The organism is Escherichia sp. WS1451, assembly GCF_046487365.1.
GTDB lineage: Bacteria > Pseudomonadota > Gammaproteobacteria > Enterobacterales > Enterobacteriaceae > Escherichia > Escherichia coli.
In genome coordinates this window covers 92,139-118,133 of record NZ_JBJQJP010000001.1, presented here as the reverse complement: position 1 = coordinate 118,133, position 25,995 = coordinate 92,139, and the positions used below count along the sequence as shown (strand labels likewise).

Genomic DNA, 25,995 nt, shown 5'->3' with positions numbered 1-25,995 from the left:
CAAATTTTAGTGTCTTCAGCCACGTCTTGCACGCTGGATATCGCGTATCCGCTGTTTTTCTGCGCGCGCCATCAGATACCAGGCGATAAATCCGACAATTCCGACCGCGCCGAGGATTAATGTTGCCAGGGCGTTGATTTCCGGATTCACCCCCATCCGCACGCTGGAAAAGACCAGCATCGGTAACGTGGTGGCTCCCGGCCCTGAAACAAAGCTGGCGATCACCAGATCATCAAGCGACAAAGTAAAAGCCAGTAACCAGCCAGAAATGATCGCGGGCATGATCATCGGTAGCGTAATGACGAAAAACACTTTCAGCGGCGTCGCACCAAGATCCATCGCGGCTTCTTCAATGGAACGGTCCAGCTCCCGCAATCTTGAAGAAATAACGACCGCCACATAAGCCATACAAAAAGTGACATGCGCCAGCCAGATGGTGAGCATACCGCGGTCCGCAGGCCAGCCAATGGCATGAGCAAGCGCGACGAATAATAACAACAGCGACAAGCCCGTGATGACATCTGGCATTACCAGCGGCGCGGTGATCATAAAGGCAAAGCCATTTGATCCGCGAAACCTGCCAAAGCGCACCAGCACCACCGCCGCAATCGTCCCGAGGATCGCCGCCGCCGTCGCCGCACAGGCCGCAATTGTCAGGCTTAAACCAACCGCACTCATCATCGCGTCATCGCGCAATAATTCGCCATACCAGCGCGTTGACCAGCCGGCCCACACCGTCACCAGCTTCGAGCTGTTGAATGAATAGATCACCAGCATCAGCATTGGCGCGTAGAGAAAGGTGAAGCCCAGCAGCAAAATCACAATCCGCCAGGGCGAACGAACTACCGGTAAATTATTCATCCGTGTTCTCCCACGCTTTTTTGCTGATGCTTGTGGAACCACATTATCGGCACAATTAGCAGCAGCAACATGATGATCGCTACCGCTGAGGCCACCGGCCAGTCGCGGTTGTTAAAGAACTCCTGCCACAGCACGCGCCCGATCATGATGCTGTCCGGGCCACCGAGCAGTTCAGGGATCACAAACTCGCCCACAGCCGGGATAAACACCAGCATCGATCCGGCAATAATCCCGCCTTTGGTCAGCGGCACGATCACAGTAAAGAACGTTTTCAGCGGTCGTGCACCGAGATCCAGTGCCGCTTCCACCAGCGAATAATCAATACGAATCAACGCGGTATAAATCGGCAGTACCATAAACGGCACGTAGGCGTAAACAATGCCGATATAAACGGCCAGATTGGTATGTAGAATGGTCAGCGGTTGATCGATAACCCCCAGCCACAGCAGAAAATTATTCAGTACGCCGTTATTTTTTAATATTCCCATCCAGGCATAAACGCGAATCAGAAACGAGGTCCACGACGGCAGGATCACCAGTAGTAATAAGATATTACGGGTCGAAGGCTTACTGTGCGCCACCGCCCACGCCAGCGGATAGCCGATCAGTAAACAGCAAATAGTCGAAATCGCCGCCACCTGTAGCGACTGGAGATAAGCATCGAAATAGAGCGGATCGTCAGTCAGTTGCAGAAAATTACCGAGATTAAGAGTGATGGAAAGTTGCCCGTCAGCCCACTCCATCAGTTCGGTATAAGGTGGAATGGCGCGCGCCATCTCCGCCAGGCTTATTTTAAAGACAATCAGAAATGGCAGCAGAAACAGCAGGATTAGCCAGATATACGGCAGCGCAATCACCAGTTTGCGCCCATGCTTCATTTGCAGCTGCGACAACCACAGCTTAAATCCGCCCGGCGGTTTCGACTGGGCAGCAGGTTCAAGTGTACTCATTTTTGCTCCTTAAACCGTCAGCACCACACAGCTGTCCACTTCCCAGCACAAACGCACTTCGTCGCCCCAGGTCGGTAACCCTTTACGATGACGATGGGCGTTTTGTAGCTGGGCGCTAATCATTTGCCCACTTTTCAGACGAACGTGATACACCGAAAGATCGCCGAGATAGGCAATGTGTATCACCTCCCCCACCGCGAAGTTACAACCATTGGCGGGCGGCTCTTCGCAAAGCATGATTTTTTCCGGACGTAGCGCCACATGCACCGGCACGTTATCGACCACCGAAGCATCTACATCGACTTTCAGTGGGTGCACCAGCCCCGGCGAATAAAGCACCAGACCATCTTCCTGACGCTCTTTGAGTACACCTTCAAAGACATTAACCGAGCCAATAAATTCGGCGCTGTAGCGGGTAGTCGGATGCTCATAGATCTCTTCCGGTTCGCCAATCTGGACAAATTTCCCACGATTCATAATGGCGATGCGCCCCGCCATGGTCATCGCCTCTTCCTGATCGTGAGTAACCATCACGCAGGTCACACCGACGCGCTCCAGAATATCCACCACTTCAAGCTGCATCCGGTCACGCAGCTTTTTATCCAGCGCGCCCATCGGCTCATCGAGCAGTAATAGTTTCGGGCGCTTGGCAAGGCTTCGGGCCAGGGCCACACGCTGACGCTGACCACCGGAAAGCTGATGCGGTTTGCGTTTGGCGAACTCCTGCATATGCACCAGCCCGAGCATCTCATTGACCCGGCTGGCAATTTCCGCTTTCGGTAGTTTGTCCTGTTTCAGGCCAAAAGCGATGTTCTGTTCCACGGTCATATGCGGAAACAGCGCGTAAGACTGAAACATCATATTGATGGGGCGCAGGTAAGGCGGCACCTGTGACAAATCGACGCCATCGAGCATAATCTGCCCGGCAGAAGGTTGTTCGAAACCTGCCAGCATACGCAGCAGCGTGGACTTGCCACAGCCGGATGCGCCCAGCAGCGCGAAGATTTCGCCTTTATAGATGGTCAGGCTGACATCATCGACCGCATGCTGACCATCGTAAGATTTAGTCAGATTACGGATTTCTAATAGCGGCGTCAGCGCCTTACGGGTTTTCGCCTGCGGGCGAGGGATAGCGTCATTCACGGCTGCTCTCCGGCATTGAATGTGTGCAAGCGCACCATAATGGTGCGAATTGCCGGCGGGTGTGGTGCTCCCGTCCGGCATCTACGACTGCGGATTATTTTCCGCTCTTCACTTTGGTCCACGCGCGGGTGCGCACACGGTCTATTTTTGGATCCTGCACTTTCAGAGTGAACAACTTCGCACGAACGTCCGCCGGAGGATAAATCCCTGGATTATCACGCACTTCCGCGCTTACCAGCGGCGTAGCTTCTTTGTTCGCGTTGGCATAGAACACATGGTCGGAAATATGCGCCACCACATCCGGGCGCAGCAGGTAATTCAGGAACTGATAGGCTTCGTCTTTATTTTTGGCATCCGCAGGCATGGCGAAGACATCAAAGAACGCCATCGCCCCTTCTTTCGGAATCGAGAACGAGACATTAACGCCATTCTTCGCTTCCTTCGCGCGGTTTGACGCCTGCCAGACATCGCCCGCCCAGCCAATAGCGACGCAGATATCGCCGTTTGCCAGGTCGTTAATGTATTGAGATGAATGGAAATAACGAATGTTCGGGCGCAGCTTTAACAGCAGATCGGTTGCCGGTCCGGTGTAATCATCTGCTTTAGTGCTGTTGGGATCTTTACCGAGATAATTCAGCACGGTAGCAAACACTTCTTCCGGTGCATCAAGGAAAGAGACGCCGCAGCTTTTCAGTTTTTCCAGATTTTCAGGTTTGAGGATCAAGTCCCAGCTATCGACGGGCGCGTTTTCGCCCAGCACCGCTTTAACTTTATCGACGTTATAACCAATCCCGGTCGTCGCCCACATATAGGGCATAGCAAATTTATTGTCGGGATCGTGTTTGGCGACCAGCTTCAGCAGTTCCGGGTCGAGATTCTTCCACTCCGGCAATTTGCTTTTATCCAGCGGCTGGAAAACTCCCGCAGTCAACTGGCGTTCAAGAAAGCTTGCTGACGGCACCACCAGGTCAAAGCCGGTGCTACCCGCCATTAATTTGCCTTCCAGTACTTCGTTAGAGTCGAAAACATCGTAGACGACTTTAATACCGGTTTCTTTTTCAAAATTGGCCACCGTGTCCGGGGCGATATAATCAGACCAGTTATAAATGTGGAGTGTTTTTTGTTCAGCCGCGAGCGTGCTGACAGAGACGGCCATCAGAGCACCCGCAACCAGACCCGATAGCCATTTTTTATTTAAGGCGGTCATATCTCTTTCCTTCTGAAAGTTCGTTAACAAACGAACAAAAGTTGTCACACTGAAAGATATGCAATAAACGTGCATATTTTTATCGGCGCGGTGTAAGAAAAGAGAACTCTCTCCCGGCCAGCACTGCTCGCTATATAAAAGCATCGCAAGAATAACTTTAGCCAGGGTTTGAGACTATAGCTCGGATTAAAAAACGGTATTTAACAAATTTTTATGCGTATTTGCTCTATGTGATAAAGCCAAATCGACACAAGAGAAGTGAAACAATCTTTAAGAAAAGGTTAAAAACAGCAGATAATTTTGCAGCGCGCAGTCACTGCACCAGCGACTGCGTGCTCGAAAGGAGTTATCAGTGGAGGAAATAGTTTTCAGTAACGTTGTTTTGCCCTTCATCGTCAGTCGGTAACAGCAGTTGATGGGCATTAGCTTCAAGAATGACCATCGAAATCTGCTCTTCGCTCTGACGCACGAACCATGCAAACTGCTCATAGGTTACGCCCTGCATAACGGATAAAGACTGGCAAACCACCAGCTTTGGCAGATTATCATCCTGCATATCAAGAAATGCTTTCACGGTCAGCGAACTGGCATTGATGGCAGATAAATCCGCCGCCAGCGGCAATACGGCTGAAGGTCGGACTTCCGCCATGGCAGAAAACAGGATCGTGTTATCGATCAGATCGATTTTAGCATCAAAGACACCGTCGAAATTCTGCATATGGGGCAGATGCAGAGCCTGACAGTTATCACATTCAAAAAAACTCATCCCCAGGTCATCGAGCCATTGACGCAACGTATCCAGACCAGGAACGACCAGCGATGTCATAATTTTGTACAACCTCTTCCGATAAAAAGACCGGCACAGCTTACGCAAAAAGCGCAGGCAAAACCATGATCAGTAATGTGATTGCGACTAACCACCCGTTTTCAGGCAATATTCCGTCGTAGCGTGGCGTTCGATCCAGCGGATCATTTTACCCGCGATGTCGATACCGGTGGTTTTTTCTATTCCTTCCAGCCCCGGCGACGCATTCACTTCCATCACCAATGGCCCGCGATTAGCACGCAAAATATCTACACCAGCAACATCCAGCGCCATCGTTCGCGCGGCTTTTATCGCGATTTCACGCTCCTGTGGTGTGATACTGGCGACGCTTGCCGCGCCGCCACGATGCAAATTGGAACGAAAATCGCCCTCTTTCGCCCGCCGTTCAATCGCAGCGACCACTTCATCGCCAACAACCAGACAGCGGATATCGCACCCTTGCGCCTCTTTGATATATTCCTGCACCAGAATATGCGCGTTCAGACCGCGGAAAGCGTCAATCACGCTTTCGGCCGCCTGACGCGTCTCCGCCAGCACGACGCCAATTCCCTGCGTACCTTCAACCAGCTTAACCACCAGCGGCGCACCACCGACCATGTCGATTAAATCGCTGGTATCATCCGGCGAATGCGCAATGCCCGTGACAGGCAGGTCGATGCCCTGACGCGCCAGCAGTTGCATGGAACGCAATTTGTCACGCGCCCGGGCAATGGCGACCGACTCATTGAGCGGATAGCTCCCCAGCATCTCGAACTGGCGCAGTGCCGCCGTCCCATAAAAGGTAATGGCGGTACCAATACGCGGGATCACAGCGTCAAAATGGGGTAACTTGCGGCCTTTGTAGTGAATAGAAGACGCCGCAGGATTTATGTTCATGTAGCAAGAAAGCGGATCAAGAATTTCAACCAGGTGACCACGCTGTATAGCGGCTTCACGCAGCCGCTTACACGAATAGAGCGTTCCATCCCGGGACAATATGGCAATTTTCACCCTGCACCTCTCTTTCAGACCTGGTCAAAAGCCCGCGTATCATACATCGGCGTGGCGGTTTTAGCGCGTCGCCCAACCCTGTTTGTGCAAATAATCCAGTATAAATGGGCGGCTTTCTTTAATGATTGTTCGGCGGATATGATCGCTCCAGGTATCCCGGCGATTATTGCTGCCACGGGTGAGGTAATATTCCGCCAGTTGTTCGTCATACTGCGCCAGTGCGTCTTTATCCAGCGGTTGATAGTTGTTTTCATGCACCAAAATGGAGGCCGGTAAACGCGGCTTAAGATCCGGATTATCCGCAGGCCAGCCAAGGCACAGCCCAAACAGCGGCAGAACATGCTGCGGTAATTTCAGCAGCTCCGTCACCGCTTCAATATTATTGCGCAGGCCGCCGATATATACCCCGCCCAATCCCAGCGATTCCGCTGCGGTTAATGCATTCTGCGCCATCATTGCCGTATCAACGACACCGAGCAACAGTTGTTCCGCCAGGCCGAGCTGAGCATCCGGACAGATCTGTAAATGGCGGTTAAAGTCGGCACAGAACACCCAGAACTCCGCCGCTTGCGCTACGTGTTTTTGCCCGCCGGTCAGCGTCACCAGTTCATCACGTAACGCTTTGTCGGTAATGCGAATAATGCTACTGCACTGCAAAAAACTGGAACTGGACGTCGCACGGGCGCTGTTAATAATCGCCTCACGCTGCGCTTCGGAAATGGGTTCATCAGTGAAATGGCGAATGGAGCGATGGCCACAAATAAGTTCAATGGTTGGCGTCATTATCTTTTTCTCTTTCTGAACGTGAATATTGCGGTGGACGGTTCATCAGCTGTGGGGCAAGACGTTTTGCCACCTGAAGAATAACCACCACCGCAGCGGGAAGCATGAGCAAAACACCGAGAAAAATCATCAGAATCTGCACTTCTGGCCGAGAAAATGGCTCAGGCAGCGACAGGGAGCCGCTTACCGACAGCAGCGCCACCGCCAGCACCATCATTCCGATAAATTCCAGTATCAACACGCTTTTAGGCAATTTACCGATCGCGCGCATACGCTTCCCTCTGCAAAGTGAGCCTTCAGTCTAAAACTTTTCACTGTATTGTGTTTAACAGTTATAGCTTTTAGCAATTAATGCAACAGGTTAAACCTACTTTCAGCGAATACATTTTAGCGTGATCATTACAGGCATAAATCTTTGAGGAGAGAAATAATGCAAACCGTTATTTTTGGTCGTCCGGGTTGCCCTTACTGTGTGCGTGCAAAAGATCTGGCTGAGAAATTGAGCAATGAACGCGATGATTTTCAGTATCAGTATGTAGATATTCGTGCGGAAGGGATCACTAAAGAAGATCTACAACAAAAGGCAGGTAAACCCGTAGAAACCGTGCCGCAGATTTTTGTCGATCAGCAACATATCGGCGGCTATACCGATTTTGCTGCATGGGTGAAAGAGAATCTGGACGCCTGATCGTCTGACAAGCCCTCGCGTTGAGGGCTTTATTGATTTTTTCTGTGCTGTGGTTTAAACAAACTACTGATAAATAAGAAACACAGTGCCCCCAGCGCACACCAGAACACCGCACTTAATAACCATGCCAGCTCTTGCCAGAATGAGCGCGTCGGTGAAAAAAACAGCCGCATAATAAGCATTGAACAGGGTGCCGCCAGCATTGCGCCAAACAGAGGTTTCAGGACTTCTCTACGCTGTGAAAAGAAGCTGGCAACTGCTCCAGGAAGAATGAAAAACAGCAAGCCGATTTCAGGATGCCCGGCAGCCCGAAAAGCGCCTTTCATGTGCGTCGCCAGAAAAAGGCACACCACAATGAAGAGGACAAAACAGCAGATTGCCCCCGCCCAACGTTGTTTATGTTTCACTCGTTCCTCCTGACACTGCGTCTATCGAACACATTTTTCGCCAGTGTGGCGTTCAGTAAGATAAAGCCGCTTCGCATTCCATGCTAATATAGGCCAACGCAATTCATATAGCCGTTGATACCTAATGTGATTACACTAGTAAAATATATTGTTACTTTACTATCGTTTAGGTGCGCTGAATGAATCTGCGCCCTGAATTCTGGTAAAAAACATTATCGTAAATTACCATTTCTTTCAACAGCTTACTAGTAAACAAGAAGTTAGCCTCCGTGAATATAAACGTCGCCGAATTGTTAAATGGGAATTACATTCTGTTATTATTTGTGGTCCTCGCGCTTGGGCTATGTCTCGGGAAATTACGACTTGGTTCGATCCAACTGGGTAATTCCATTGGCGTTTTAGTCGTATCGCTGTTATTAGGCCAACAACATTTCAGCATTAACACCGACGCGCTTAATCTTGGCTTTATGCTGTTTATTTTCTGCGTCGGGGTCGAAGCCGGACCGAACTTTTTTTCCATTTTTTTTCGCGATGGGAAAAATTACCTAATGTTAGCACTGGTGATGGTTGGCAGTGCGCTGGTCATCGCCTTAGGGTTAGGTAAGCTGTTTGGCTGGGATATTGGCCTGACGGCCGGTATGTTAGCAGGCTCTATGACGTCAACACCGGTTTTGGTCGGTGCTGGCGATACACTGCGTCATTCCGGCATGGAAAGCAGGCAGCTCTCACTGGCACTGGATAATCTGAGCCTCGGGTATGCCTTAACCTATTTAATCGGTCTGGTGAGTTTGATTGTTGGTGCGCGTTACTTGCCGAAATTGCAGCATCAGGACTTACAGACCAGCGCCCAGCAAATCGCCCGCGAACGTGGCCTGGACACAGATGCCAACCGTAAGGTTTATTTGCCGGTGATCCGCGCCTACCGCGTCGGCCCGGAGCTGGTGGCCTGGACCGACGGCAAAAATCTGCGTGAACTGGGTATTTATCGACAAACCGGCTGCTACATTGAACGTATTCGACGTAACGGGATTCTGGCAAATCCAGACGGTGATGCCGTGCTACAAATGGGCGATGAAATAGCGTTGGTAGGCTATCCCGACGCCCACGCCCGACTCGATCCCAGTTTCCGTAATGGCAAAGAAGTTTTCGATCGTGACCTTCTCGACATGCGTATCGTCACTGAAGAAGTGGTCGTTAAAAACCATAACGCTGTAGGCAAACGTCTCGCACAACTGAAGTTGACCGATCACGGTTGCTTCCTTAACCGCGTCATTCGTAGCCAGATTGAGATGCCGATTGATGACAACGTCGTGCTTAACAAAGGTGACGTTTTACAAGTCAGCGGCGATGCCCGTCGCGTAAAAACCATCGCCGATCGCATCGGCTTTATCTCGATTCACAGCCAGGTCACTGACTTGCTGGCATTCTGCGCCTTCTTTGTTATTGGGCTGATGATCGGGATGATCACCTTCCAGTTCAGCACATTCAGTTTCGGCATGGGGAACGCTGCCGGGTTGTTATTCGCCGGAATTATGCTGGGCTTTATGCGTGCTAACCACCCGACCTTCGGTTACATTCCGCAAGGTGCATTAAGCATGGTGAAAGAGTTCGGCTTGATGGTGTTTATGGCAGGCGTTGGTCTGAGCGCCGGTAGCGGTATTAATAACGGCCTGGGCGCGATTGGCGGTCAAATGTTGATTGCCGGATTGATTGTCAGTCTGGTGCCAGTGGTTATCTGCTTCTTGTTCGGTGCTTATGTATTGCGAATGAACCGCGCACTGTTGTTCGGCGCAATGATGGGCGCACGCACCTGCGCGCCGGCAATGGAGATCATCAGTGATACAGCTCGCAGTAATATCCCGGCGCTGGGCTATGCGGGCACTTACGCAATCGCCAACGTCCTGCTGACGCTGGCAGGGACAATCATCGTCATGGTATGGCCAGGATTAGGATAAAACTGAAGTTGCCCTGAAAATGAAATTTTTTTGCACAACCGCAGAACTTTTCCGCAGGGCATCAGTCTTAATTAGTGCCACTGCTTTTCTTTGATGTCCCCATTTTGTGGAGCCCATCAACCCCGCCATTTTGGTTCAAGGTTGGTGGGTTTTTTGTTATCTAAAATTTATCTACTATCCTGCAACCCTCTCAACCATCCTCAAAATCTCCTCGCGCGATAGCGGCTTACGGTCGGTGACAAAATGCAGCGTCATCCCCTCAATAAACGCATCAAGCGCGCGGGCGGTTCCGGGTTCAAACCATTGTTCGAGCGTTTGCTGACTGCGCTGCATCCAGTTTTGCATTACCGTTTTTAATAGCGGTTTTCGGCTAGCCAGCGCGTAGAGCTGGTACATCAGCTCCATGTTATCCGGCGTTGCAACCTGTGAGCTGTAAATCATATCGGTGATAGCCTGGCATGCGCCCGGAGCATCACTAACATCGCTAAAAAATGCCTGATATTGCCGGGACATGATCTCAGTAAAACGGCTGAACGCCTCCAGCAACAACTCATCAATTCCTGAAAAATAGTAAGTCATCGATCCCAACGGTACCCCGGCAAGGGTAGCGATTTTGCGGTGCGTAACAGCATGTATTCCATAAAGTTTCACCGCCTCCAGCGTGGCCTGGATAATTTTTTCTCGCCGTTGCGGATCGTTAGCGCGACGCATGTCATTTCCTCTCTCTGCAATTGTGTACAAATGTACACAACCTTGCTAATGTTGTCTTCCCTCTTCTTATTTTGACGTGGTCTATGACCGTAAATTCTTCACGTAATGCATTGAAACGCCGAACCTGGGCGCTGTTTATGTTCTTCTTTTTGCCAGGCCTGTTAATGGCGTCCTGGGCAACCCGTACGCCTGCTATCCGCGATATTCTCTCTGTCTCGATCGCTGAAATGGGCGGTGTTCTCTTTGGTCTGTCGATCGGTTCGATGAGCGGTATTCTCTGCTCGGCGTGGTTAGTGAAACGCTTTGGGACGCGTAATGTCATCCTTGTGACGATGTCCTGCGCATTGATTGGGATGATGATATTAAGTCTGGCACTCTGGCTGACATCGCCCCTGCTCTTCGCGGTTGGTCTCGGCGTCTTTGGGGCAAGTTTTGGTTCTGCGGAAGTGGCGATAAACGTTGAAGGTGCTGCCGTTGAGCGAGAAATGAATAAGACGGTTTTGCCGATGATGCACGGTTTTTATAGCCTGGGCACGCTGGCAGGCGCTGGTGTCGGGATGGCACTGACGGCCTTTGGCGTTCCGGCAACGGTGCACATTTTATTGGCGGCGCTGGTAGGCATCGCGCCTATTTATATCGCCATTCAGGCAATCCCTGATGGTACGGGCAAAAATGCTGCCGATGGCACCCAGCATGGCGAAAAAGGCGTTCCTTTTTATCGCGATATCCAGTTGCTGTTGATTGGTGTTGTAGTGCTGGCGATGGCCTTTGCCGAAGGTTCTGCCAACGACTGGTTACCCTTATTAATGGTTGATGGTCACGGTTTTAGCCCTACTTCCGGCTCGCTGATTTATGCCGGTTTTACCCTGGGGATGACCGTTGGACGCTTTACCGGCGGTTGGTTCATTGACCGTTACAGTCGCGTTGCCGTGGTTCGGGCCAGTGCACTAATGGGGGCGTTGGGTATTGGGCTGATTATTTTTGTCGATAGCGCCTGGGTCGCTGGGGTGTCTGTTGTACTTTGGGGACTGGGTGCCTCGTTGGGCTTCCCGCTGACCATTTCTGCCGCCAGCGATACCGGCCCCGATGCACCAACCCGCGTCAGCGTGGTAGCTACGACCGGTTATCTGGCTTTCCTCGTCGGGCCGCCGCTGCTGGGCTATCTCGGCGAACATTATGGATTACGTAGTGCAATGATGGTTGTACTGGCGCTGGTTATTCTCGCGGCTATTGTCGCGAAAGCCGTCGCCAAACCCGATACCAAAACGCAGACGGCGATGGAGAATAGTTGATGAGCATTAAATTAATTGCGGTAGACATGGATGGTACTTTCTTAAGCGATCAAAAAACCTATAACCGTGAGCGGTTTATGGCTCAGTATCAGCAAATGAAAGCACAAGGCATTCGCTTTGTGGTCGCCAGCGGGAATCAATATTATCAGTTGATCTCTTTCTTTCCGGAAATTGCTAATGAAATTGCCTTTGTGGCTGAAAACGGCGGCTGGGTAGTGAGCGAAGGCAAAGATGTTTTTAATGGCGAGCTGTCGAAGGATGCGTTTGCTACTGTCGTGGAACATTTGCTGACGCGCCCGGAAGTGGAAATTATTGCCTGCGGAAAAAATAGCGCCTATACCCTCAAAAAATATGACGATGCCATGAAAACGGTGGCGGAAATGTATTATCACCGTCTGGAATACGTCGATAACTTTGACAACTTAGAAGATATCTTCTTTAAGTTTGGTCTGAATCTTTCCGATGAACTGATTCCACAAGTACAAAAAGCATTACATGAGGCCATCGGCGATATTATGGTGCCGGTCCACACCGGCAACGGCAGCATCGATCTGATTATCCCCGGCATACATAAAGCCAATGGCCTTCGCCAACTGCAGAAATTATGGGGAATAGACGACAGCGAAGTGGTGGTCTTTGGCGATGGCGGTAACGATATTGAGATGCTGCGTCAGGCAGGCTTTAGTTTTGCAATGGAAAATGCCGGCAGCGCGGTCGTCGCAGCGGCAAAATACCGGGCAGGCTCCAATAACCGTGAAGGCGTACTGGATGTGATCGATAAAGTGCTTAAACACGAAGCGCCATTTAACCAATAAAACGGCAGCACGCCCGGCAACACAATGCCTGAATGAAGATTGCATAATTCGCGGAAATTAACCCGCTGCATTATTTCAGGCGAAATGATTATGAAAAATTGTCTACTGTTGGGCGCGCTTTTAATGGGCTTTACTGGTGTGGCGATGGCGCAAAGTGTCACCGTCGATGTGCCGAGTGGATACAAAGTGGTTGTGGTTCCTGATTCAGTCAGCGTTCCACAAGCGGTCAGCGTCGCGACTGTGCCGCAAACCGTCTATGTGGCTCCTGCGCCAGCTCCGGCTTACCGCCCGCATCCTTATGTTCGCCATCTTGCCAGCGTAGGTGAAGGGATGGTTATCGAACACCAGATTGACGACCATCACCATTAATTTGAGAATGCCTGATCGCACAAAGCAATCAGGCATTTTTTTACCCTTCGTGCGAATTTCCCATCTGTTTATCTTTTAAAAAGATAACCATCAGCAACAGCCACAAAATGCCGTTGACAAGGTTGAAGAGATTAAACAGTCCGTTGCCCCCGTTCAGCCAGGCATGTTTGCTGATTTCAATACCGACGGTAAAGATCAGCATTTGCAGCATCCCCATCGCCGCAGAAACCGTACCTTTACTCATATCGCTGGCAAACAGGGTTAATCGCACCAGTCCCGCATTCGCCAGACCAATACCGAAAGCATAAATACTTAACCCGGCGGTCATCCATAAATACGCGTGCGATGAGATAACCGTTGCCGCAGCAGCGACCAACAGACCAATCATAATCGGCCAGCCGCCCATAATAATCAGCGAACGTACGGTGCGGCGCGAGGTCAGACGCGCTAACAGCAAGTTACCCGCAATTAACGCCCCAAAAATAGGCACTTGCAGCAAGCCATATTCATAGCTGCTCAACTGCTCACCGGTAATAATGATAATCGGCGACTGGGCGATCCACGCCAACAACGGCAGGCTAACGAATCCCAGCGCCAGCGCCCCCGCCACAAAGCGACCGTTCTTCAGCACCAGCTTATAGTCACGACCGAGTTCTTTCAGCGACAGTTTCTCGCCTATACGCGTGGCGGTTTCAGGCATGGCTCGTTGCAGACCGAAAAAGGAGATCGCTGCCAATGCGGCAAACAAGACAAACATCCCCTCCCAGGGCAGCACATGGATCCACGCCGCGCCCACCAGCGGACCAAGTAGCGGAGCAATCAGCGCCACGTTCGCCATCAGCGCGGTGATCTTGATACAAACCGCCTCTTCGAAGGATTCCTGAATTGCGGCGTATCCCACAGCGCCAATGAAACAGAGGCTTATGCCCTGCAAGAAGCGCAACAGGGTGAATTGTTCAATGTTTTGCGCCAGTAATATTGCCAGACAGGTGACGATAAACCACACCACTCCCGCCAGCATCACCGGACGGCGACCAATACGATCCGACAGCGGCCCCAGGAGCCATTGTAAAAACATCCCGCCCGCCAGATACGCGGTCATCGAAGTAGGAACCCAATCAATGCCCGCCTGATATTGCTCCACCACGGCCAACATACCGGGTTGAATCATATCGTTGCCGATATAGGTTGAAAATTCGTAAAGCACCAGACAGAGAGGGAAAAGTAACGCCTGACGTCCAAGCCTGGCACCGGAAGCTAATTTATTTTGCATGCAATTTCTTCGCCAATAATAATCGCGCAAAGTTTAATAAAAGCGCAGCTAACGAGAAAGCGAATTTTGTAGCTGAAACCACGGTTAAGCACATTCTTACATTATTGCGAGTATAGCTACGCTTTCTTTAAGTTTTATTTAACCTATGCCCGTTACAATCACCCACCGTAAACAGGCCGCTTGAGGGAAATAAGACGATGCCGCTTTACCCAGTTTAACCTGCACTTTATTCTCAACGACTTGCCTGTATTGGCTCCCTTTTAATCACTTTGCGTCGGGAAGTTATGCTGGAAAATTTGAATCTCTCTCTATTCTCTCTTATTAACGCGACGCCAGACTCTGCGCCGTGGATGATCTCGTTGGCGATTTTTATTGCTAAAGATTTGATTACCGTGGTGCCGCTGCTGGCCGCAGTACTTTGGTTGTGGGGGCTTACAGCACAACGGCAACTAGTGATAAAAATCGCTATCGCGCTGGCGGTCAGCCTGTTTGTGTCCTGGACGATGGGGCATCTTTTTCCGCACGACCGACCCTTTGTCGAAAATATCGGCTATAACTTCCTGCATCATGCGGCGGATGACTCATTCCCGAGCGATCACGGTACGGTGATTTTCACCTTTGCACTGGCATTTTTATGCTGGCATCGCCTGTGGTCCGGCTCACTTTTAATGGTGCTGGCCGTCGTCATTGCCTGGTCGCGCGTTTATCTTGGCGTCCACTGGCCGCTGGATATGCTCGGTGGATTGCTGGCAGGTATGATTGGCTGCCTTAGCGCCCAGATTATCTGGCAAGCGATGGGGCATAAACTCTATCAACGTCTGCAATCGTGGTATCGTTTCTGTTTTGCATTACCGATCCGCAAAGGCTGGGTGCGTGACTGATCTCTGCTAAAAAGTGTAGTATTGAGCGGCTCGCTTCAATAACTATTCAGAGGGATTATGGAAACACGTCGCGAAGAGCGTATCGGGCAGCTGCTGCAAGAATTAAAACGCAGCGATAAGTTACATCTTAAAGACGCCGCCGCCCTGCTTGGGGTTTCGGAGATGACGATTCGTCGCGATCTGAACAACCACAGTGCGCCCGTCGTTTTGCTCGGCGGCTATATTGTTCTGGAACCGCGCAGTGCCAGCCATTACCTGTTAAGCGATCAAAAATCCCGCCTGGTGGAAGAAAAACGCCGGGCGGCAAAACTGGCTGCGACGATGGTAGAACCCGATCAGACCCTCTTTTTTGACTGTGGCACCACCACACCGTGGATTATTGAAGCGATTGATAATGAAATCCCTTTTACCGCCGTTTGTTATTCGCTAAATACCTTTCTGGCGCTGAAAGAGAAACCTCATTGCCGCGCGTTTCTGTGTGGTGGTGAATTTCACGCCAGCAACGCCATTTTCAAACCCATCGATTTTCAGCAAACGCTGAATAATTTTTGCCCGGATATCGCTTTTTATTCTGCGGCGGGCGTGCATGTCAGTAAAGGCGCTACCTGTTTTAATCTTGAAGAGTTGCCGGTAAAACACTGGGCCATGTCGATGGCGCAAAAGCATGTGCTGGTTGTCGACCACAGTAAATTTGGCAAGGTGCGTCCGGCGCGCATGGGTGACCTGAAACGCTTTGATATTATGGTGAGTGATTGTTGCCCGGAAGATGAGTATGTGAAGTACGCGCAGACGCAGCGTATTAAGTTGATGTATTAATGAAGTATAACCGGATGACGTTTCGCGCCATCCGGTTATCAGAAGATTAAGAGAACCAGCTGCCGAACCACTGATGGAATTTCATCATCACGAAATCCCACATCCGACCAAAGAATCCGCCCTCTTCCACATTTTCCATCACGATCAGCGGACGCTGCTCAATGGATTTACCGTTAAGCTGGAAATCAATGGTCCCGACAACCTGACCTTTTTTCAGCGGTGCGGTAAGCTGCGGTTCCGTTAACGTATAACTCGCTTTCAGGTTTTTCAGCTGCCCACGCGGTATGGTCACTGAGCCCGCTTCACCTGCCCCGAGATTCACTTCGCTCTTATCACCAAACCAGACGCGCTGAGTCACAAAGGTGGCATCAGGTTTAATTGGCGTCACGGTTTCAAAGAAGCGGAAACCCCAGGTCAATAATTTCTCAGACTCATTAAAACGGATACGGTCAGTTTTCGCCCCCAGCACTACGGAGATTAAACGCATATCACCCTGGGTAGCCGAAGCAACCAGATTATATCCCGCGCCTGCCGTGGTTCCTGTCTTCATGCCATCAACATTCAGATTGCTGCTCCACAGCAGACGGTTACGGTTAGGCTGACGAATTTTGTTGAAGGTGAACTCTTTCTCTTTATGAATGGCGTACTCTTCCGGCACATCGTGGATTAATGCTTTACCCAGCAATGCCATATCGCGCGCGGTACTGAACTGCCCCGGCGCATCCAGACCGTGCACCGTCTGGAAGGTAGTGTTGGTCAGACCCAGTTTTTTGGCATAACCATTCATCAAACCAATAAATGACTCCTGGCTCCCGGCAACGTAATCAGCCAGCGCAATACAGGCGTCATTACCGGACTGGATAATCACACCTTTGTTCAAGTCTGCCACCGAAACCTGATCGCCCGGTTTGAGGAACATTACCGATGAACCACGCAGTGCCGGATTTCCCGTCGCCCAGGCATCTTTACCGACCGTCACCATATCGGTGAGTTTAATCTTATCGGCCTTAAGCGCCTGCCCAACCACATAGCTGGTCATGATTTTAGTCAGGCTCGCGGGATCCAGTTTCTCATCCGCGTTGCCTTCTGCCAGCACTTTACCGCTGGCGTAATCCATTAAAATCCATGCACGCGCATCCACGCTCGGCGCTTCAACGGTTTGTTCCGCCGCGAATGCCGTTGGGGCAAAAAGGAATAAAAATGCAGAACCCGCTGCAAGACCACGAAGGAGAGAGGAGTATTGCGTCATAAATGCCACCCGAGTATCCATTCAAAAAAAATACGTTATATCGCCGTATGATAAGTTCGGTGATTAATAACGCACACACAAACTTAAAGAAACCGTAAGTTGGTAAAGTTTTTAAAGTTTATGCAATATCCTGCCGCTTCGCTGCTTCTGATGTCATTTTTTTGCCAGCTGTTGCTTAAAAGTTAACTTTACTTCACCATCGGAGTCCTGTTCAGCCTGTGGCTGCCTGTCGGAAAAGGGGTGAGTATGATTACGCTGTGGGGTCGGAATAATTCAACCAACGTAAAAAAAGTATTGCTGACGCTCGAAGAACTGGAACTACCTTATGAGCAAATTCTCGCGGGCCGTGAGTTTGGGATAAATCACGATGCTGATTTTCTGGCGATGAACCCTAACGGGCTGGTGCCGTTGTTGCGTGACGACGAAAGTGATCTCATTCTTTGGGAATCAAACGCCATTGTCCGCTATCTGGCGGCACAGTACGGGCAAAAACGCCTGTGGATCGACTCACCGGCACGTCGTGCGGAAGCAGAAAAATGGATGGACTGGGCAAACCAGACGCTCAGTAATGCCCATCGCGGGATCCTGATGGGATTAGTCAGAACACCACCGGAAGAGCGCGATCAGGCCGCCATTGATGCCAGTTGTAAAGAGTGCGACGCCCTGTTTGCCCTGCTCGATGCGGAACTGGCAAAAGTAAAATGGTTCTCCGGCGACGAGTTTGGTGTGGGCGATATCGCTATCGCACCGTTCATCTACAATTTGTTTAACGTTGGCCTGACCTGGACACCGCGTCCAAATCTGCAACGCTGGTATCAGCAACTCACTGAACGCCCCGCAGTGCGCAAAGTGGTGATGATTCCCGTTAGCTAATTGCGTGGGCTAACTTTAAGTAATTCCCCACTGGACTCGTCGGTGAGAACGTATAAATAACCGTCGGGTCCAGTGCGAACATCACGAATTCGCTGCCCTCTGTCCGTTAAAATACGGCCATCTTCTGTCACTTTGTCGCCGTTGACGCTCATCACAATGACATCTTTATCTTTCAGCGCGCCAATAAATAATTTTTGCTGCCACTGGGGGAATTTATCGCTGTTATAGAAGGCCATGCCGCTCACGGCGGGCGAATCTTTCCAGTAAAAAACAGGTTGCTCGGTCCCGGCGACGATCTCCCCTTTCGCTTCCGGTATTTTAAAGCCCGAATAGTTGATTCCCCAGGTTGCCAGCGGCCAGCCGTAGTTTTTGCCTTTTTGCGGGATATTAATTTCATCGCCACCGCGCGGGCCATGTTCATTCAGCCATAGTGCATTACTCCACGGATTCATCGCCATTCCTTGCGGATTACGAATGCCATAAGACCAGATCTCGGCGCGTGCACCGGATTCCTTTATAAAAGGATTATCATCCGGGATTTCGCCCTGGTCGGTCAGACGCACCAGTTTGCCCTGTAATTTATCCAGATCCTGCGCCGTCGGGCGCTGATTGTTTTCGCCCAGAGCAATAAAAAGATAACCTTTACCGTCGAATACCAGCCGCCCGCCAAAATGGTTGCCGGTAGACAGTTTTGGCATCTGGCGAAAGACGGTGCGGAAGTCGGTCACCTTTGAGAGATCATCACTTAAGCGGCCATAACCCACAGCAGTTCCGGCTTTGCCATCATCGCCAACTTCGGAATAACTTAACCAGATGCGGCGAGACTGAGCAAAATCAGGCGCTAAAACCACATCCAGCAGGCCACCCTGCCCGTGCGCCCAAACGTCCGGCACTCCGGAAAGCGGCGCAGATAATCCTTTTCCTGCTTGCCAGTGACGCAACTCGCCGCCGCGCAGAGTGATTAACATACCGTGATTGTCGGGTAAAAAGGCCAGCGCCCAGGGATGGTCGAGTTTGTCTTGCAGTACTTCGACATTTACCGTTGCAGGAGCCGCCCAGAGAGCGGAAGAAAGACAAATAAGGGGCACAAGGAAAAAGGATTGTCGATGCATAACGCCTCCGGATTGACTCTGGCTTAAAGCGTAGTCAGTGGAGGAGATAACAAATTCATTTTTACAAAAACTTAAACATGAAGGGGGAGACGCTTTCTCCCCCTTAGTTTTCAGGCCTTCTCAAGCATGGCGTGCTTCTGCAGGCTCTGGATACTCAGCGTTAAGCTCATCAGACAATTTTCAAGCTTATCGGCGTTGACGGTAATAACAGTCGGGCAATCATGGTGCCCACTCATCAAACATACTGCGGCTGTCGCTAATGCTTCTTCAGCATGATGAAGAGCACTCCACTCTTCCTGATCCAGATGAAGATTCAACCGCAGCGATTTATCGTGCAGTTCGCGATTCAGTTTAAAAAAGTTATCTCGTAGATGATTGCTTTCGCTGACGGACATGTATCCTTTTGCCTTCCTCAGTTGCACGTATGCGGCGAGGTCAACGCGTGCGTCGATCAACCGGTTCAGCAGATCGATTCGCTGTCTGTCAACGAACATACTTCGATCCTCCTCTTTCCAGCCTTGTTGCAATTAAATAGTATGGCTATTTTTTGAGCAAAATGCTGTCCAGGATCAATTCTTCACGCCGAATTAACAAAATTTACATTTCCTTCGCCTCCGCCAGCGTATGAGATTGCGATACAAATTTTATCCAGAACTCTGTAGAATCCCTGCCCTGACCTTTCCTGTAACTGAATATTTTTTAAGCTATGAGCAAAGTAACTCCCCAGCCGAAAATCGGCTTTGTTTCCCTTGGCTGTCCGAAAAACCTTGTCGATTCAGAGCGTATTCTCACCGAACTACGCACTGAAGGTTATGACGTGGTACCGAGCTATGACGATGCGGACATGGTGATCGTCAACACCTGCGGCTTTATTGACAGCGCGGTACAAGAATCACTGGAAGCCATTGGTGAAGCGTTGAATGAAAACGGCAAGGTAATTGTGACCGGTTGTCTGGGGGCAAAAGAAGATCAGATCCGCGAAGTCCACCCGAAAGTGCTGGAAATCACCGGGCCTCATAGCTATGAGCAGGTTCTGGAGCACGTTCATCACTACGTGCCAAAACCGAAACACAACCCATTCCTGAGCCTGGTGCCAGAACAAGGCGTGAAACTGACGCCGCGTCATTATGCCTATCTGAAAATTTCTGAAGGCTGTAATCACCGCTGCACCTTCTGCATTATTCCGTCTATGCGCGGCGACCTGGTGAGCCGTCCGATTGGCGAAGTGTTAAGTGAAGCGAAACGTCTGGTTGATGCGGGCGTTAAAGAGATTCTGGTGATCTCGCAGGATACTTCCGCCTATGGCGTTGATGTTAAACATCGTACTGGCTTCCACAACGGCGAGCCGGTAAAAACCAGCATGGTCAGCCTGTGCGAACAGTTATCGAAACTGGGGATCTGGACACGTCTGCACTACGTTTACCCTTATCCGCATGTGGACGACGTCATCCCACTGATGGCAGAAGGCAAAATCCTGCCCTATCTGGACATTCCGTTGCAGCACGCCAGCCCGCGCATTCTCAAACTGATGAAGCGTCCGGGTTCTGTAGATCGCCAACTGGCGCGCATCAAACAGTGGCGCGAAATCTGCCCGGAACTGACCCTACGCTCAACCTTTATTGTCGGCTTCCCTGGCGAGACGGAAGAAGATTTCCAGATGCTACTCGACTTCCTGAAAGAAGCACGTCTGGATCGCGTTGGCTGCTTTAAATACAGCCCGGTTGAAGGTGCAGACGCCAATGCCCTGCCTGACCAGGTTCCGGAAGAAGTGAAAGAAGAACGCTGGAACCGTTTCATGCAGTTGCAGCAGCAAATTTCCGCCGAGCGCCTGCAAGAGAAAGTGGGCCGTGAAATTCTGGTGATTATCGACGAAGTGGACGAAGAAGGCGCGATTGGTCGCAGCATGGCAGATGCACCGGAAATCGACGGCGCGGTTTATCTCAATGGTGAAACCAACGTTAAGCCGGGTGATATCCTGCGTGTGAAAGTCGAGCACGCCGATGAGTACGATTTGTGGGGTAGCCGGGTTTAATTAATTTAAAGGCAGATCTAACAAGGATATTGTTCTTCGATCTGCCTCTGCTACCCTTCCCGATGTCCTACCCTTACGCACAAAATCCCCTGACGCATAAATCGAGAAAAATGTATCGTACTCGAGGCAACTCTCACTTTTTCACACCAAATTAAAGTTTTGATCGCAATTACTTGAAATAAGCGTAATGGTTACTATAGTAAACATTACCACAAGGATGGATGTATGGGTGTGTATAAGGCAAGACGATTCAGCCAAAGCACGAAAAAACTTGGTATTCACGATAAAGTTCTCATGGCTGCCGCTGAAGAAGTGATGCAGGGCATATGGGAGGCTGATTTAGGTAGCGGTGTCATCAAAAAACGTTTACCCCTCCAACAAGGAAAGAGTGGTGGAGCCAGAACAATTATCTTTTTTAAATCAGCAAATCATGTGTTTTTTTATGATGGTTGGTCCAAGAGTGGTCTAAGCAGTAAAGGAACCAAAGAAATCGAAGATGATGAACTGGCGGCCTACAAAAAAATGGCAAATGCATTTCTGGCCTTTAGCAATAAGCAAATAGAGGATTTGATCGAAACTGGCTTTTTGATTGAGGTGAAAAATGAGCGATAAATTACAAATGATGCTGGAAGATGCAAAGGAACTGAATGCACTGGGCCTGATGTCTGATAGTGAAGTTGATGCCATTGCCGTCATGGTCAAAGCTCGTGAAGTCAGCGCCCGTATAGCCAAAGTCAAATCAATGACGGGTGAAGAGATCAAAGCCATCCGCACCCGATACGGCATGTCACAATCCGTGCTGGCACATACAATGGGAATGTCAAAAGAAAGTGTCTCGAAATGGGAACGTAATGAAATAAAACCGAGCGGCCCGGCATTACGTATTTTGAATACATTGGCAATAAAAGGGCCGGAAGTTTTTGCAAAGTAAAATGTTTGCAAATGATTTACCACATTCATTAGTACCCCTTGATTAAGGGGTACTAACACTATTCTAATTCTACTGCCAGCTAATCTGTGCCCTGCCGTTTTTCTTACTCTTATACAGCCGCTCATCCGCCAGCATTTTCAAGCGTTCGACGGTAGGACATTCATTTGAATGCGCTACACCGATACTGGTACTTAAATTAATGCTTCCCACCTGGAAATGAACGATTTCTTTTAGAATCGATAGCAACTCTTCCAGCGTGCCGCCAGTATAAATCACCGCAAATTCGTCACCGCCGAAGCGGTAGACTTTACCTTTATCTACCGGGATCTGTGATTTAAGGATTTTCACCACTTTCATCAACACTTCATCGCCCAGCAAATGACCGAAGGTGTCGTTAATGTTTTTGAATTTATCGACGTCAAACAGGCACAAATAGCCGCCTTTTTCCGGCAGGGCTTTTAAATCTTCATCAAAGGATTTTCTGCCCATTGCTTTGGTCAGATCGTCCAGGAATGCCGAGTTATACATACTGTAGAGTTTTTTGACATCGGCAGCCGAAAAGAAAAGCCCGCCATCCAGGACGCGTTCAAAATGGTTATTAATAATGGCTTCTTTCTCCACAATACCACGATTAATCACTCTGCGTACCAGATAGAGGCAACTGGCACCCGATATCACTGCCACCAATGCGGCAAAGAAAATAATCAATGTACATACCTGAAAATAAACGTCTTTTTTATACGCAAATACGTACAATCCGGTCGGCAAATAGGCGAAGTGCTCCATCGCTTCCGAAACGGTGAAGATGGCGTTTTTAGCATTATATTCATCACCGGTCACCGGTTTACCGTTCTTAAACAGAGAGAACATCAGGTTCTCGCTGTCCATCGCCAGCGATTTTGACAGTAAAGAAAAACGTTCCAGACCAAGCAAAAATATCAGACTGCGATTGTGAGTTACCGGATAGAGGTAATAGACGAAGGTTTTACCGTCAAAAGAGATAAACCCTGTATTTTTGACATGTCGATACTTCACAACCTGCATAATATCTGCACAATAATTTTTCTCGAACTCCTTTACCTGAATACATTCGTCACTGGAAATCAGATAAGGACCGACATCGTACAAATAAGAGGGTGAAAGCGAGTCGGCGTAAGCTGTGCGTAAGCCAACCAACAGCTGTTCCTCCGTAGGATTTAGCGTGTTGATCAGATCAATTGCCACACTACGCCGATATTCAGCAATATTTGCCACCGCAAAAGCAGTATCAATAACGGACTGTTTCAGGCCATACACCCGTTCCTTTACCATTTGAGTGTAGATCCCGCAGGCAACTGCTGAAATCATGATAAAAATCAGCAGACTGACTGTAAGTACGAATTTATTGATTCTGGACATACGTAAACTACTCTTTTACTAATTTTCCACTTTTATCCCAGGCGGAGAACGGCATGGGTTTCTGGTACAGATACCCCTGAGCCTGAACACATCCTAATTTGATTAATTCGCGCGCAACGTCTTCGCTCTCTACGCCTTCCGCAATCACCGGGATCCGGTTATAGCGTGCCAGATCGAAAATAATGCGCACAATTTTTCCCGCAGTACCGAAAATATCGCCGGTAAATTGTGAGTCCACTTTTATGCTATCTGGATTAATTTCATAAAAACGTTTCAGGTTTGACAAACCGGTGCCAAAGTCATCAATCGATATCCGTACCCCTTGTTTACGCAGTTGTTCAATATTGAGATAAAAATGTTCATTAATTCGCTCAATCACGGTTTCAGTGATCTCAACACAGAGGCTGTTCGCCTTCAGGCCATTTTCTTCCATGATGGTGGTAAAACGCTCATGAAAGTGTGGTTCGTTTAACTGCCAGGGCGAAACATTAATATGCAGTAAGAAACCGTCCTTCAGGACCGCACGCTGACTAAAATGTCTGAATTCACCCATCGCGGTTTTAATAATCTGATAACCCAGCTCATTGATAAACCCGATATCTTCAGCAATGGTAATGAACTTTAGCGGTGAAATGATCCCCCGCTCCGCAGACACCCAACGGCACAACGCCTCCGCGCCCAGAATGGCGCGGGTGTTAATATCAACGATCGGTTGATAGACGAGGAATAGTTCGCCAATTTCCATTGCATGGCGAATATTACGCGCAATCCAGATATTCTCTTCTATTTCGTTGAGTTTCGCATCATCACAGAAAATAAACTCTGAGAACATATGGTTGCGGATACTGGAAATCGCCAGTTTCAGCTTTTCTGCGTAACTCCAGGCGTTTTACCCCCGCAAAGGTTCACAAATAGCAGACTTATGGATGCGCAGATTGCGGTAGCCAAAACTGCTGTCAAAATCGTTTACCGTCGCTATCTTACGGGTAAACGTCTGTACATTTTCCCGGCACAGGAGTAAATAGAGATCGGCATTAAATGTCACGATATCGCAGCATTGCGCATATTTCTCGGCAATTCGCTGACACAATTTCCTGACGATTTTATTGCGTTCATCAACACCAAACACCGCTTCCACAGCTTCCAGACCACACAGTTTGATGATCCCCACAGCCAGATACTGATTATTGTTGGACTCAATAATCGCCATATTTTTAATAAAACCGCTTTCCTGATCGTAAGAGATCAGCGAGAGCAATTTATTTGCCCGTTCAATTTCAGCATCTTTCATTTCCGCGATCGAATTTTTGATACTGATAATCTCTTTCGCATCGCCTTCGCGAATTTTCAGAGCCTCGATCTGATCCGTTGAGTCGGGCAAAAACGCCAGCGTATTAACCAGCTCGGTCATTTCAGAAAATTGCCGACGGAACACACGAGTGGTCATTAAATAAACCACCAACAATACGATAATAATGAACGCAAACGGCAGATAAAAAAGTTTATCTGATGCGTTCAATAAATTACCGCCAGGATAATAAAAATAGATTTCGAATAATGCGTTGTTTGGCACCACTGATGTTTTTTCGATATATTCAGTATCGACAGAATCAATAATATTATAATTACCTTCGCTATTATAAATAATCAGTTTTTCACGCGCGAGTTGATTCTTGGCAATGATCTCATGGCCTTGTTTCAAAAATAGAACTTCATCATTAGCGCTGATGTGATCAAGATACTCGTTCAGATATCGCCAGTTTAAATCGACATGTATTTTATCCACCGCTAACAAATCGTGATCTTTGCCGTTGATGCGTAGCGTAAAAGAGATACATTTTTTACCCGGACGATCAAAGCAATTGTATGCCGGATTCCAGCTGTTGTTAGAGTCATCTGAAGCCACCGACCACGGTCGTTTCGATGGGTTAAAATCGGCAAAAATAACCCGCCCTGACTCGTCGACAAGCGGTCCATTTACTTGTTCCTGATGATAAACAACGATTTTATCATTCGTCCTCCGCGAAAAGAGATAATATTTATTATCATCAAGTACCAGTCCCACCGAGTCTAAAAATGGCATCATTTCCATTTTCAGAATTACGGCGCGTTGAATCTCCTCTGTATTTTTTAATAAATATAGTGAGTCCTTTAATGTCAGGGCCGAACGTTCAATATCTTTAAAGAAATAGCCAACGTTTTTCTGAATAAGTTCAAAGCGGCTATCGGCACGTTTTACCGCGCGTTCCGATACCAGTTGATAGTTAATGATGAAAAAAAGACCAATAAATGACAGTGCTGCCAATAAAAATAAAATTATCAGCCTTATCTTTATCTTTTCGTATAAACTCAGCATGTTAATACATTTAACAAAATAACTGTCTGAACGCTGTGCCGCTGCAAAATAGTCCCTTGCTGCGGCTTTTTAACCAA

Annotated in this window: 26 protein-coding genes and 1 pseudogene; 11 read left to right on the top strand and 16 right to left on the bottom strand. The window is 49.1% G+C overall.

The window, feature by feature from the left end; all coding sequences use genetic code 11:
- Nucleotides 1-15: 15 nt before the first annotated feature.
- From potI to ACJHX7_RS00565, 8 genes are all read right to left on the bottom strand, one after another.
- Nucleotides 16-861 (bottom strand): putrescine ABC transporter permease PotI, encoded by an 846-nt coding sequence (potI, locus tag ACJHX7_RS00600; RefSeq protein WP_001061648.1) that lies wholly within the window; start codon nucleotides 859-861, stop codon nucleotides 16-18.
- Entirely contained in the window at nucleotides 858-1,811 is a 954-nt protein-coding gene (gene potH / locus ACJHX7_RS00595; protein ID WP_000105436.1) for a putrescine ABC transporter permease PotH, read from the bottom strand. Before potH ends, potI begins: the two co-directional genes overlap by 4 nt.
- Nucleotides 1,812-1,820: 9 nt before the next feature.
- Nucleotides 1,821-2,954: a putrescine ABC transporter ATP-binding subunit PotG gene (potG, locus tag ACJHX7_RS00590; protein WP_000996010.1), complete on the bottom strand. Its 1,134-nt coding sequence runs from the start codon at nucleotides 2,952-2,954 to the stop codon at nucleotides 1,821-1,823.
- Nucleotides 2,955-3,048: 94 nt separating this feature from the next.
- Entirely contained in the window at nucleotides 3,049-4,161 is a 1,113-nt protein-coding gene (gene potF / locus ACJHX7_RS00585; RefSeq protein ID WP_000126098.1) for a spermidine/putrescine ABC transporter substrate-binding protein PotF, read from the bottom strand.
- Between the two features lie 349 nt (nucleotides 4,162-4,510).
- Nucleotides 4,511-4,987, bottom strand: coding sequence for a YbjN domain-containing protein (locus ACJHX7_RS00580; RefSeq protein WP_000203025.1), 477 nt, complete (start codon nucleotides 4,985-4,987; stop codon nucleotides 4,511-4,513).
- A gap of 87 nt (nucleotides 4,988-5,074) precedes the next feature.
- A complete protein-coding gene (gene rimK, locus ACJHX7_RS00575; protein WP_000684321.1) occupies nucleotides 5,075-5,977 on the bottom strand; it encodes a 30S ribosomal protein S6--L-glutamate ligase in 903 nt (300 codons plus the stop codon).
- A gap of 60 nt (nucleotides 5,978-6,037) precedes the next feature.
- On the bottom strand, nucleotides 6,038-6,760 hold the full coding sequence (gene nfsA, locus ACJHX7_RS00570; protein ID WP_000189139.1) for a nitroreductase NfsA: 723 nt from the start codon (nucleotides 6,758-6,760) through the stop codon (nucleotides 6,038-6,040).
- The gene (locus tag ACJHX7_RS00565; RefSeq protein WP_001201585.1) at nucleotides 6,744-7,031 is read right to left on the bottom strand and encodes a DUF1418 family protein; all 288 of its coding nucleotides are present in this window, start codon (nucleotides 7,029-7,031) and stop codon (nucleotides 6,744-6,746) included. Before ACJHX7_RS00565 ends, nfsA begins: the two co-directional genes overlap by 17 nt.
- A 159-nt stretch (nucleotides 7,032-7,190) precedes the next feature.
- On the opposite strand from ACJHX7_RS00565, the gene grxA reads away from it, so the two are divergent.
- Nucleotides 7,191-7,448 (top strand): glutaredoxin 1, encoded by a 258-nt coding sequence (gene grxA, locus ACJHX7_RS00560; protein WP_001195231.1) that lies wholly within the window; start codon nucleotides 7,191-7,193, stop codon nucleotides 7,446-7,448.
- A 29-nt stretch (nucleotides 7,449-7,477) separates the two neighbouring features.
- Here grxA and ACJHX7_RS00555 read toward each other — a convergent pair whose 3' ends face one another.
- On the bottom strand, nucleotides 7,478-7,855 hold the full coding sequence (locus tag ACJHX7_RS00555) for an inner membrane protein YbjM (protein ID WP_000681108.1): 378 nt from the start codon (nucleotides 7,853-7,855) through the stop codon (nucleotides 7,478-7,480).
- Nucleotides 7,856-8,124: 269 nt separating this feature from the next.
- Between ACJHX7_RS00555 and ACJHX7_RS00550 the strand changes: the two genes are divergently transcribed.
- The gene (locus ACJHX7_RS00550) at nucleotides 8,125-9,810 is read left to right on the top strand and encodes an aspartate:alanine antiporter (RefSeq protein ID WP_001024876.1); all 1,686 of its coding nucleotides are present in this window, start codon (nucleotides 8,125-8,127) and stop codon (nucleotides 9,808-9,810) included.
- A gap of 174 nt (nucleotides 9,811-9,984) precedes the next feature.
- On the opposite strand, the gene rcdA is transcribed toward ACJHX7_RS00550, so the two are convergent.
- On the bottom strand, nucleotides 9,985-10,521 hold the full coding sequence (rcdA, locus tag ACJHX7_RS00545) for a DNA-binding transcriptional regulator RcdA (protein ID WP_001361715.1): 537 nt from the start codon (nucleotides 10,519-10,521) through the stop codon (nucleotides 9,985-9,987).
- Nucleotides 10,522-10,604: 83 nt separating this feature from the next.
- Between rcdA and ACJHX7_RS00540 the strand changes: the two genes are divergently transcribed.
- The 3 genes from ACJHX7_RS00540 to ybjH all read left to right on the top strand — a co-directional run bounded on the left by ACJHX7_RS00540 (nucleotide 10,605) and on the right by ybjH (nucleotide 12,997).
- Complete coding sequence (locus ACJHX7_RS00540; RefSeq protein WP_000217862.1) at nucleotides 10,605-11,813, top strand: MFS transporter; 1,209 nt, start codon at nucleotides 10,605-10,607, stop codon at nucleotides 11,811-11,813.
- Nucleotides 11,813-12,628 (top strand): 5-amino-6-(5-phospho-D-ribitylamino)uracil phosphatase, encoded by an 816-nt coding sequence (gene ybjI, locus ACJHX7_RS00535; protein WP_016235937.1) that lies wholly within the window; start codon nucleotides 11,813-11,815, stop codon nucleotides 12,626-12,628. Before ACJHX7_RS00540 ends, ybjI begins: the two co-directional genes overlap by 1 nt.
- Nucleotides 12,629-12,712: 84 nt before the next feature.
- On the top strand, nucleotides 12,713-12,997 hold the full coding sequence (gene ybjH / locus ACJHX7_RS00530) for a protein YbjH (protein ID WP_000605480.1): 285 nt from the start codon (nucleotides 12,713-12,715) through the stop codon (nucleotides 12,995-12,997).
- A gap of 40 nt (nucleotides 12,998-13,037) precedes the next feature.
- Here the strand turns inward: ybjH and mdfA are convergent, their stop codons facing one another.
- Nucleotides 13,038-14,270: a multidrug efflux MFS transporter MdfA gene (gene mdfA, locus ACJHX7_RS00525; RefSeq protein WP_001602067.1), complete on the bottom strand. Its 1,233-nt coding sequence runs from the start codon at nucleotides 14,268-14,270 to the stop codon at nucleotides 13,038-13,040.
- A 284-nt stretch (nucleotides 14,271-14,554) separates the two neighbouring features.
- Here mdfA and ybjG point away from each other — a divergent pair, with 284 nt between their 5' ends.
- Nucleotides 14,555-15,151, top strand: a complete 597-nt coding sequence (gene ybjG, locus ACJHX7_RS00520) for an undecaprenyl-diphosphate phosphatase (RefSeq protein WP_000892317.1) — start codon at nucleotides 14,555-14,557, stop codon at nucleotides 15,149-15,151.
- Nucleotides 15,152-15,208: 57 nt separating this feature from the next.
- Complete coding sequence (deoR, locus tag ACJHX7_RS00515; protein WP_000450130.1) at nucleotides 15,209-15,967, top strand: DNA-binding transcriptional repressor DeoR; 759 nt, start codon at nucleotides 15,209-15,211, stop codon at nucleotides 15,965-15,967.
- 46 nt (nucleotides 15,968-16,013) lie between these two features.
- On the opposite strand, the gene dacC is transcribed toward deoR, so the two are convergent.
- Nucleotides 16,014-17,216, bottom strand: coding sequence for a serine-type D-Ala-D-Ala carboxypeptidase (dacC, locus tag ACJHX7_RS00510; protein WP_000195961.1), 1,203 nt, complete (start codon nucleotides 17,214-17,216; stop codon nucleotides 16,014-16,016).
- Between the two features lie 246 nt (nucleotides 17,217-17,462).
- Here dacC and gstB point away from each other — a divergent pair, with 246 nt between their 5' ends.
- Nucleotides 17,463-18,089 (top strand): glutathione S-transferase GstB, encoded by a 627-nt coding sequence (gene gstB / locus ACJHX7_RS00505; protein ID WP_001295292.1) that lies wholly within the window; start codon nucleotides 17,463-17,465, stop codon nucleotides 18,087-18,089.
- Here gstB and yliI read toward each other — a convergent pair.
- Together yliI and bssR are read right to left on the bottom strand one after the other, a co-directional pair.
- Entirely contained in the window at nucleotides 18,086-19,201 is a 1,116-nt protein-coding gene (gene yliI, locus ACJHX7_RS00500) for an aldose sugar dehydrogenase YliI (RefSeq protein WP_000555031.1), read from the bottom strand. The genes gstB and yliI overlap by 4 nt on opposite strands.
- 110 nt (nucleotides 19,202-19,311) lie before the next feature.
- Nucleotides 19,312-19,695, bottom strand: coding sequence for a biofilm formation regulator BssR (gene bssR / locus ACJHX7_RS00495; protein WP_000497137.1), 384 nt, complete (start codon nucleotides 19,693-19,695; stop codon nucleotides 19,312-19,314).
- A gap of 212 nt (nucleotides 19,696-19,907) precedes the next feature.
- Between bssR and rimO the strand changes: the two genes are divergently transcribed.
- The 3 genes from rimO (at nucleotide 19,908) to ACJHX7_RS00480 (ending at nucleotide 22,164) form a co-directional block, all read left to right on the top strand.
- Nucleotides 19,908-21,233, top strand: a complete 1,326-nt coding sequence (gene rimO, locus ACJHX7_RS00490) for a 30S ribosomal protein S12 methylthiotransferase RimO (protein ID WP_000049367.1) — start codon at nucleotides 19,908-19,910, stop codon at nucleotides 21,231-21,233.
- A 225-nt stretch (nucleotides 21,234-21,458) separates the two neighbouring features.
- Nucleotides 21,459-21,845, top strand: coding sequence for a type II toxin-antitoxin system RelE/ParE family toxin (locus ACJHX7_RS00485; protein WP_000539521.1), 387 nt, complete (start codon nucleotides 21,459-21,461; stop codon nucleotides 21,843-21,845).
- On the top strand, nucleotides 21,835-22,164 hold the full coding sequence (locus tag ACJHX7_RS00480; RefSeq protein WP_001280945.1) for a helix-turn-helix domain-containing protein: 330 nt from the start codon (nucleotides 21,835-21,837) through the stop codon (nucleotides 22,162-22,164). The genes ACJHX7_RS00485 and ACJHX7_RS00480 overlap by 11 nt, the downstream gene beginning before the upstream one ends.
- A 69-nt stretch (nucleotides 22,165-22,233) precedes the next feature.
- Here the strand turns inward: ACJHX7_RS00480 and ACJHX7_RS00475 are convergent, their stop codons facing one another.
- Together ACJHX7_RS00475 and ACJHX7_RS00470 are read right to left on the bottom strand one after the other, a co-directional pair.
- Nucleotides 22,234-23,562 carry a GGDEF domain-containing protein gene (locus tag ACJHX7_RS00475; protein WP_094030290.1) on the bottom strand — a complete coding sequence of 443 codons (1,329 nt, stop codon included), beginning with the start codon at nucleotides 23,560-23,562 and terminating at the stop codon, nucleotides 22,234-22,236.
- Nucleotides 23,563-23,569: 7 nt separating this feature from the next.
- Nucleotides 23,570-25,918 (bottom strand): annotated as a pseudogene (locus ACJHX7_RS00470) (EAL domain-containing protein).
- Nucleotides 25,919-25,995: the final 77 nt, after the last annotated feature.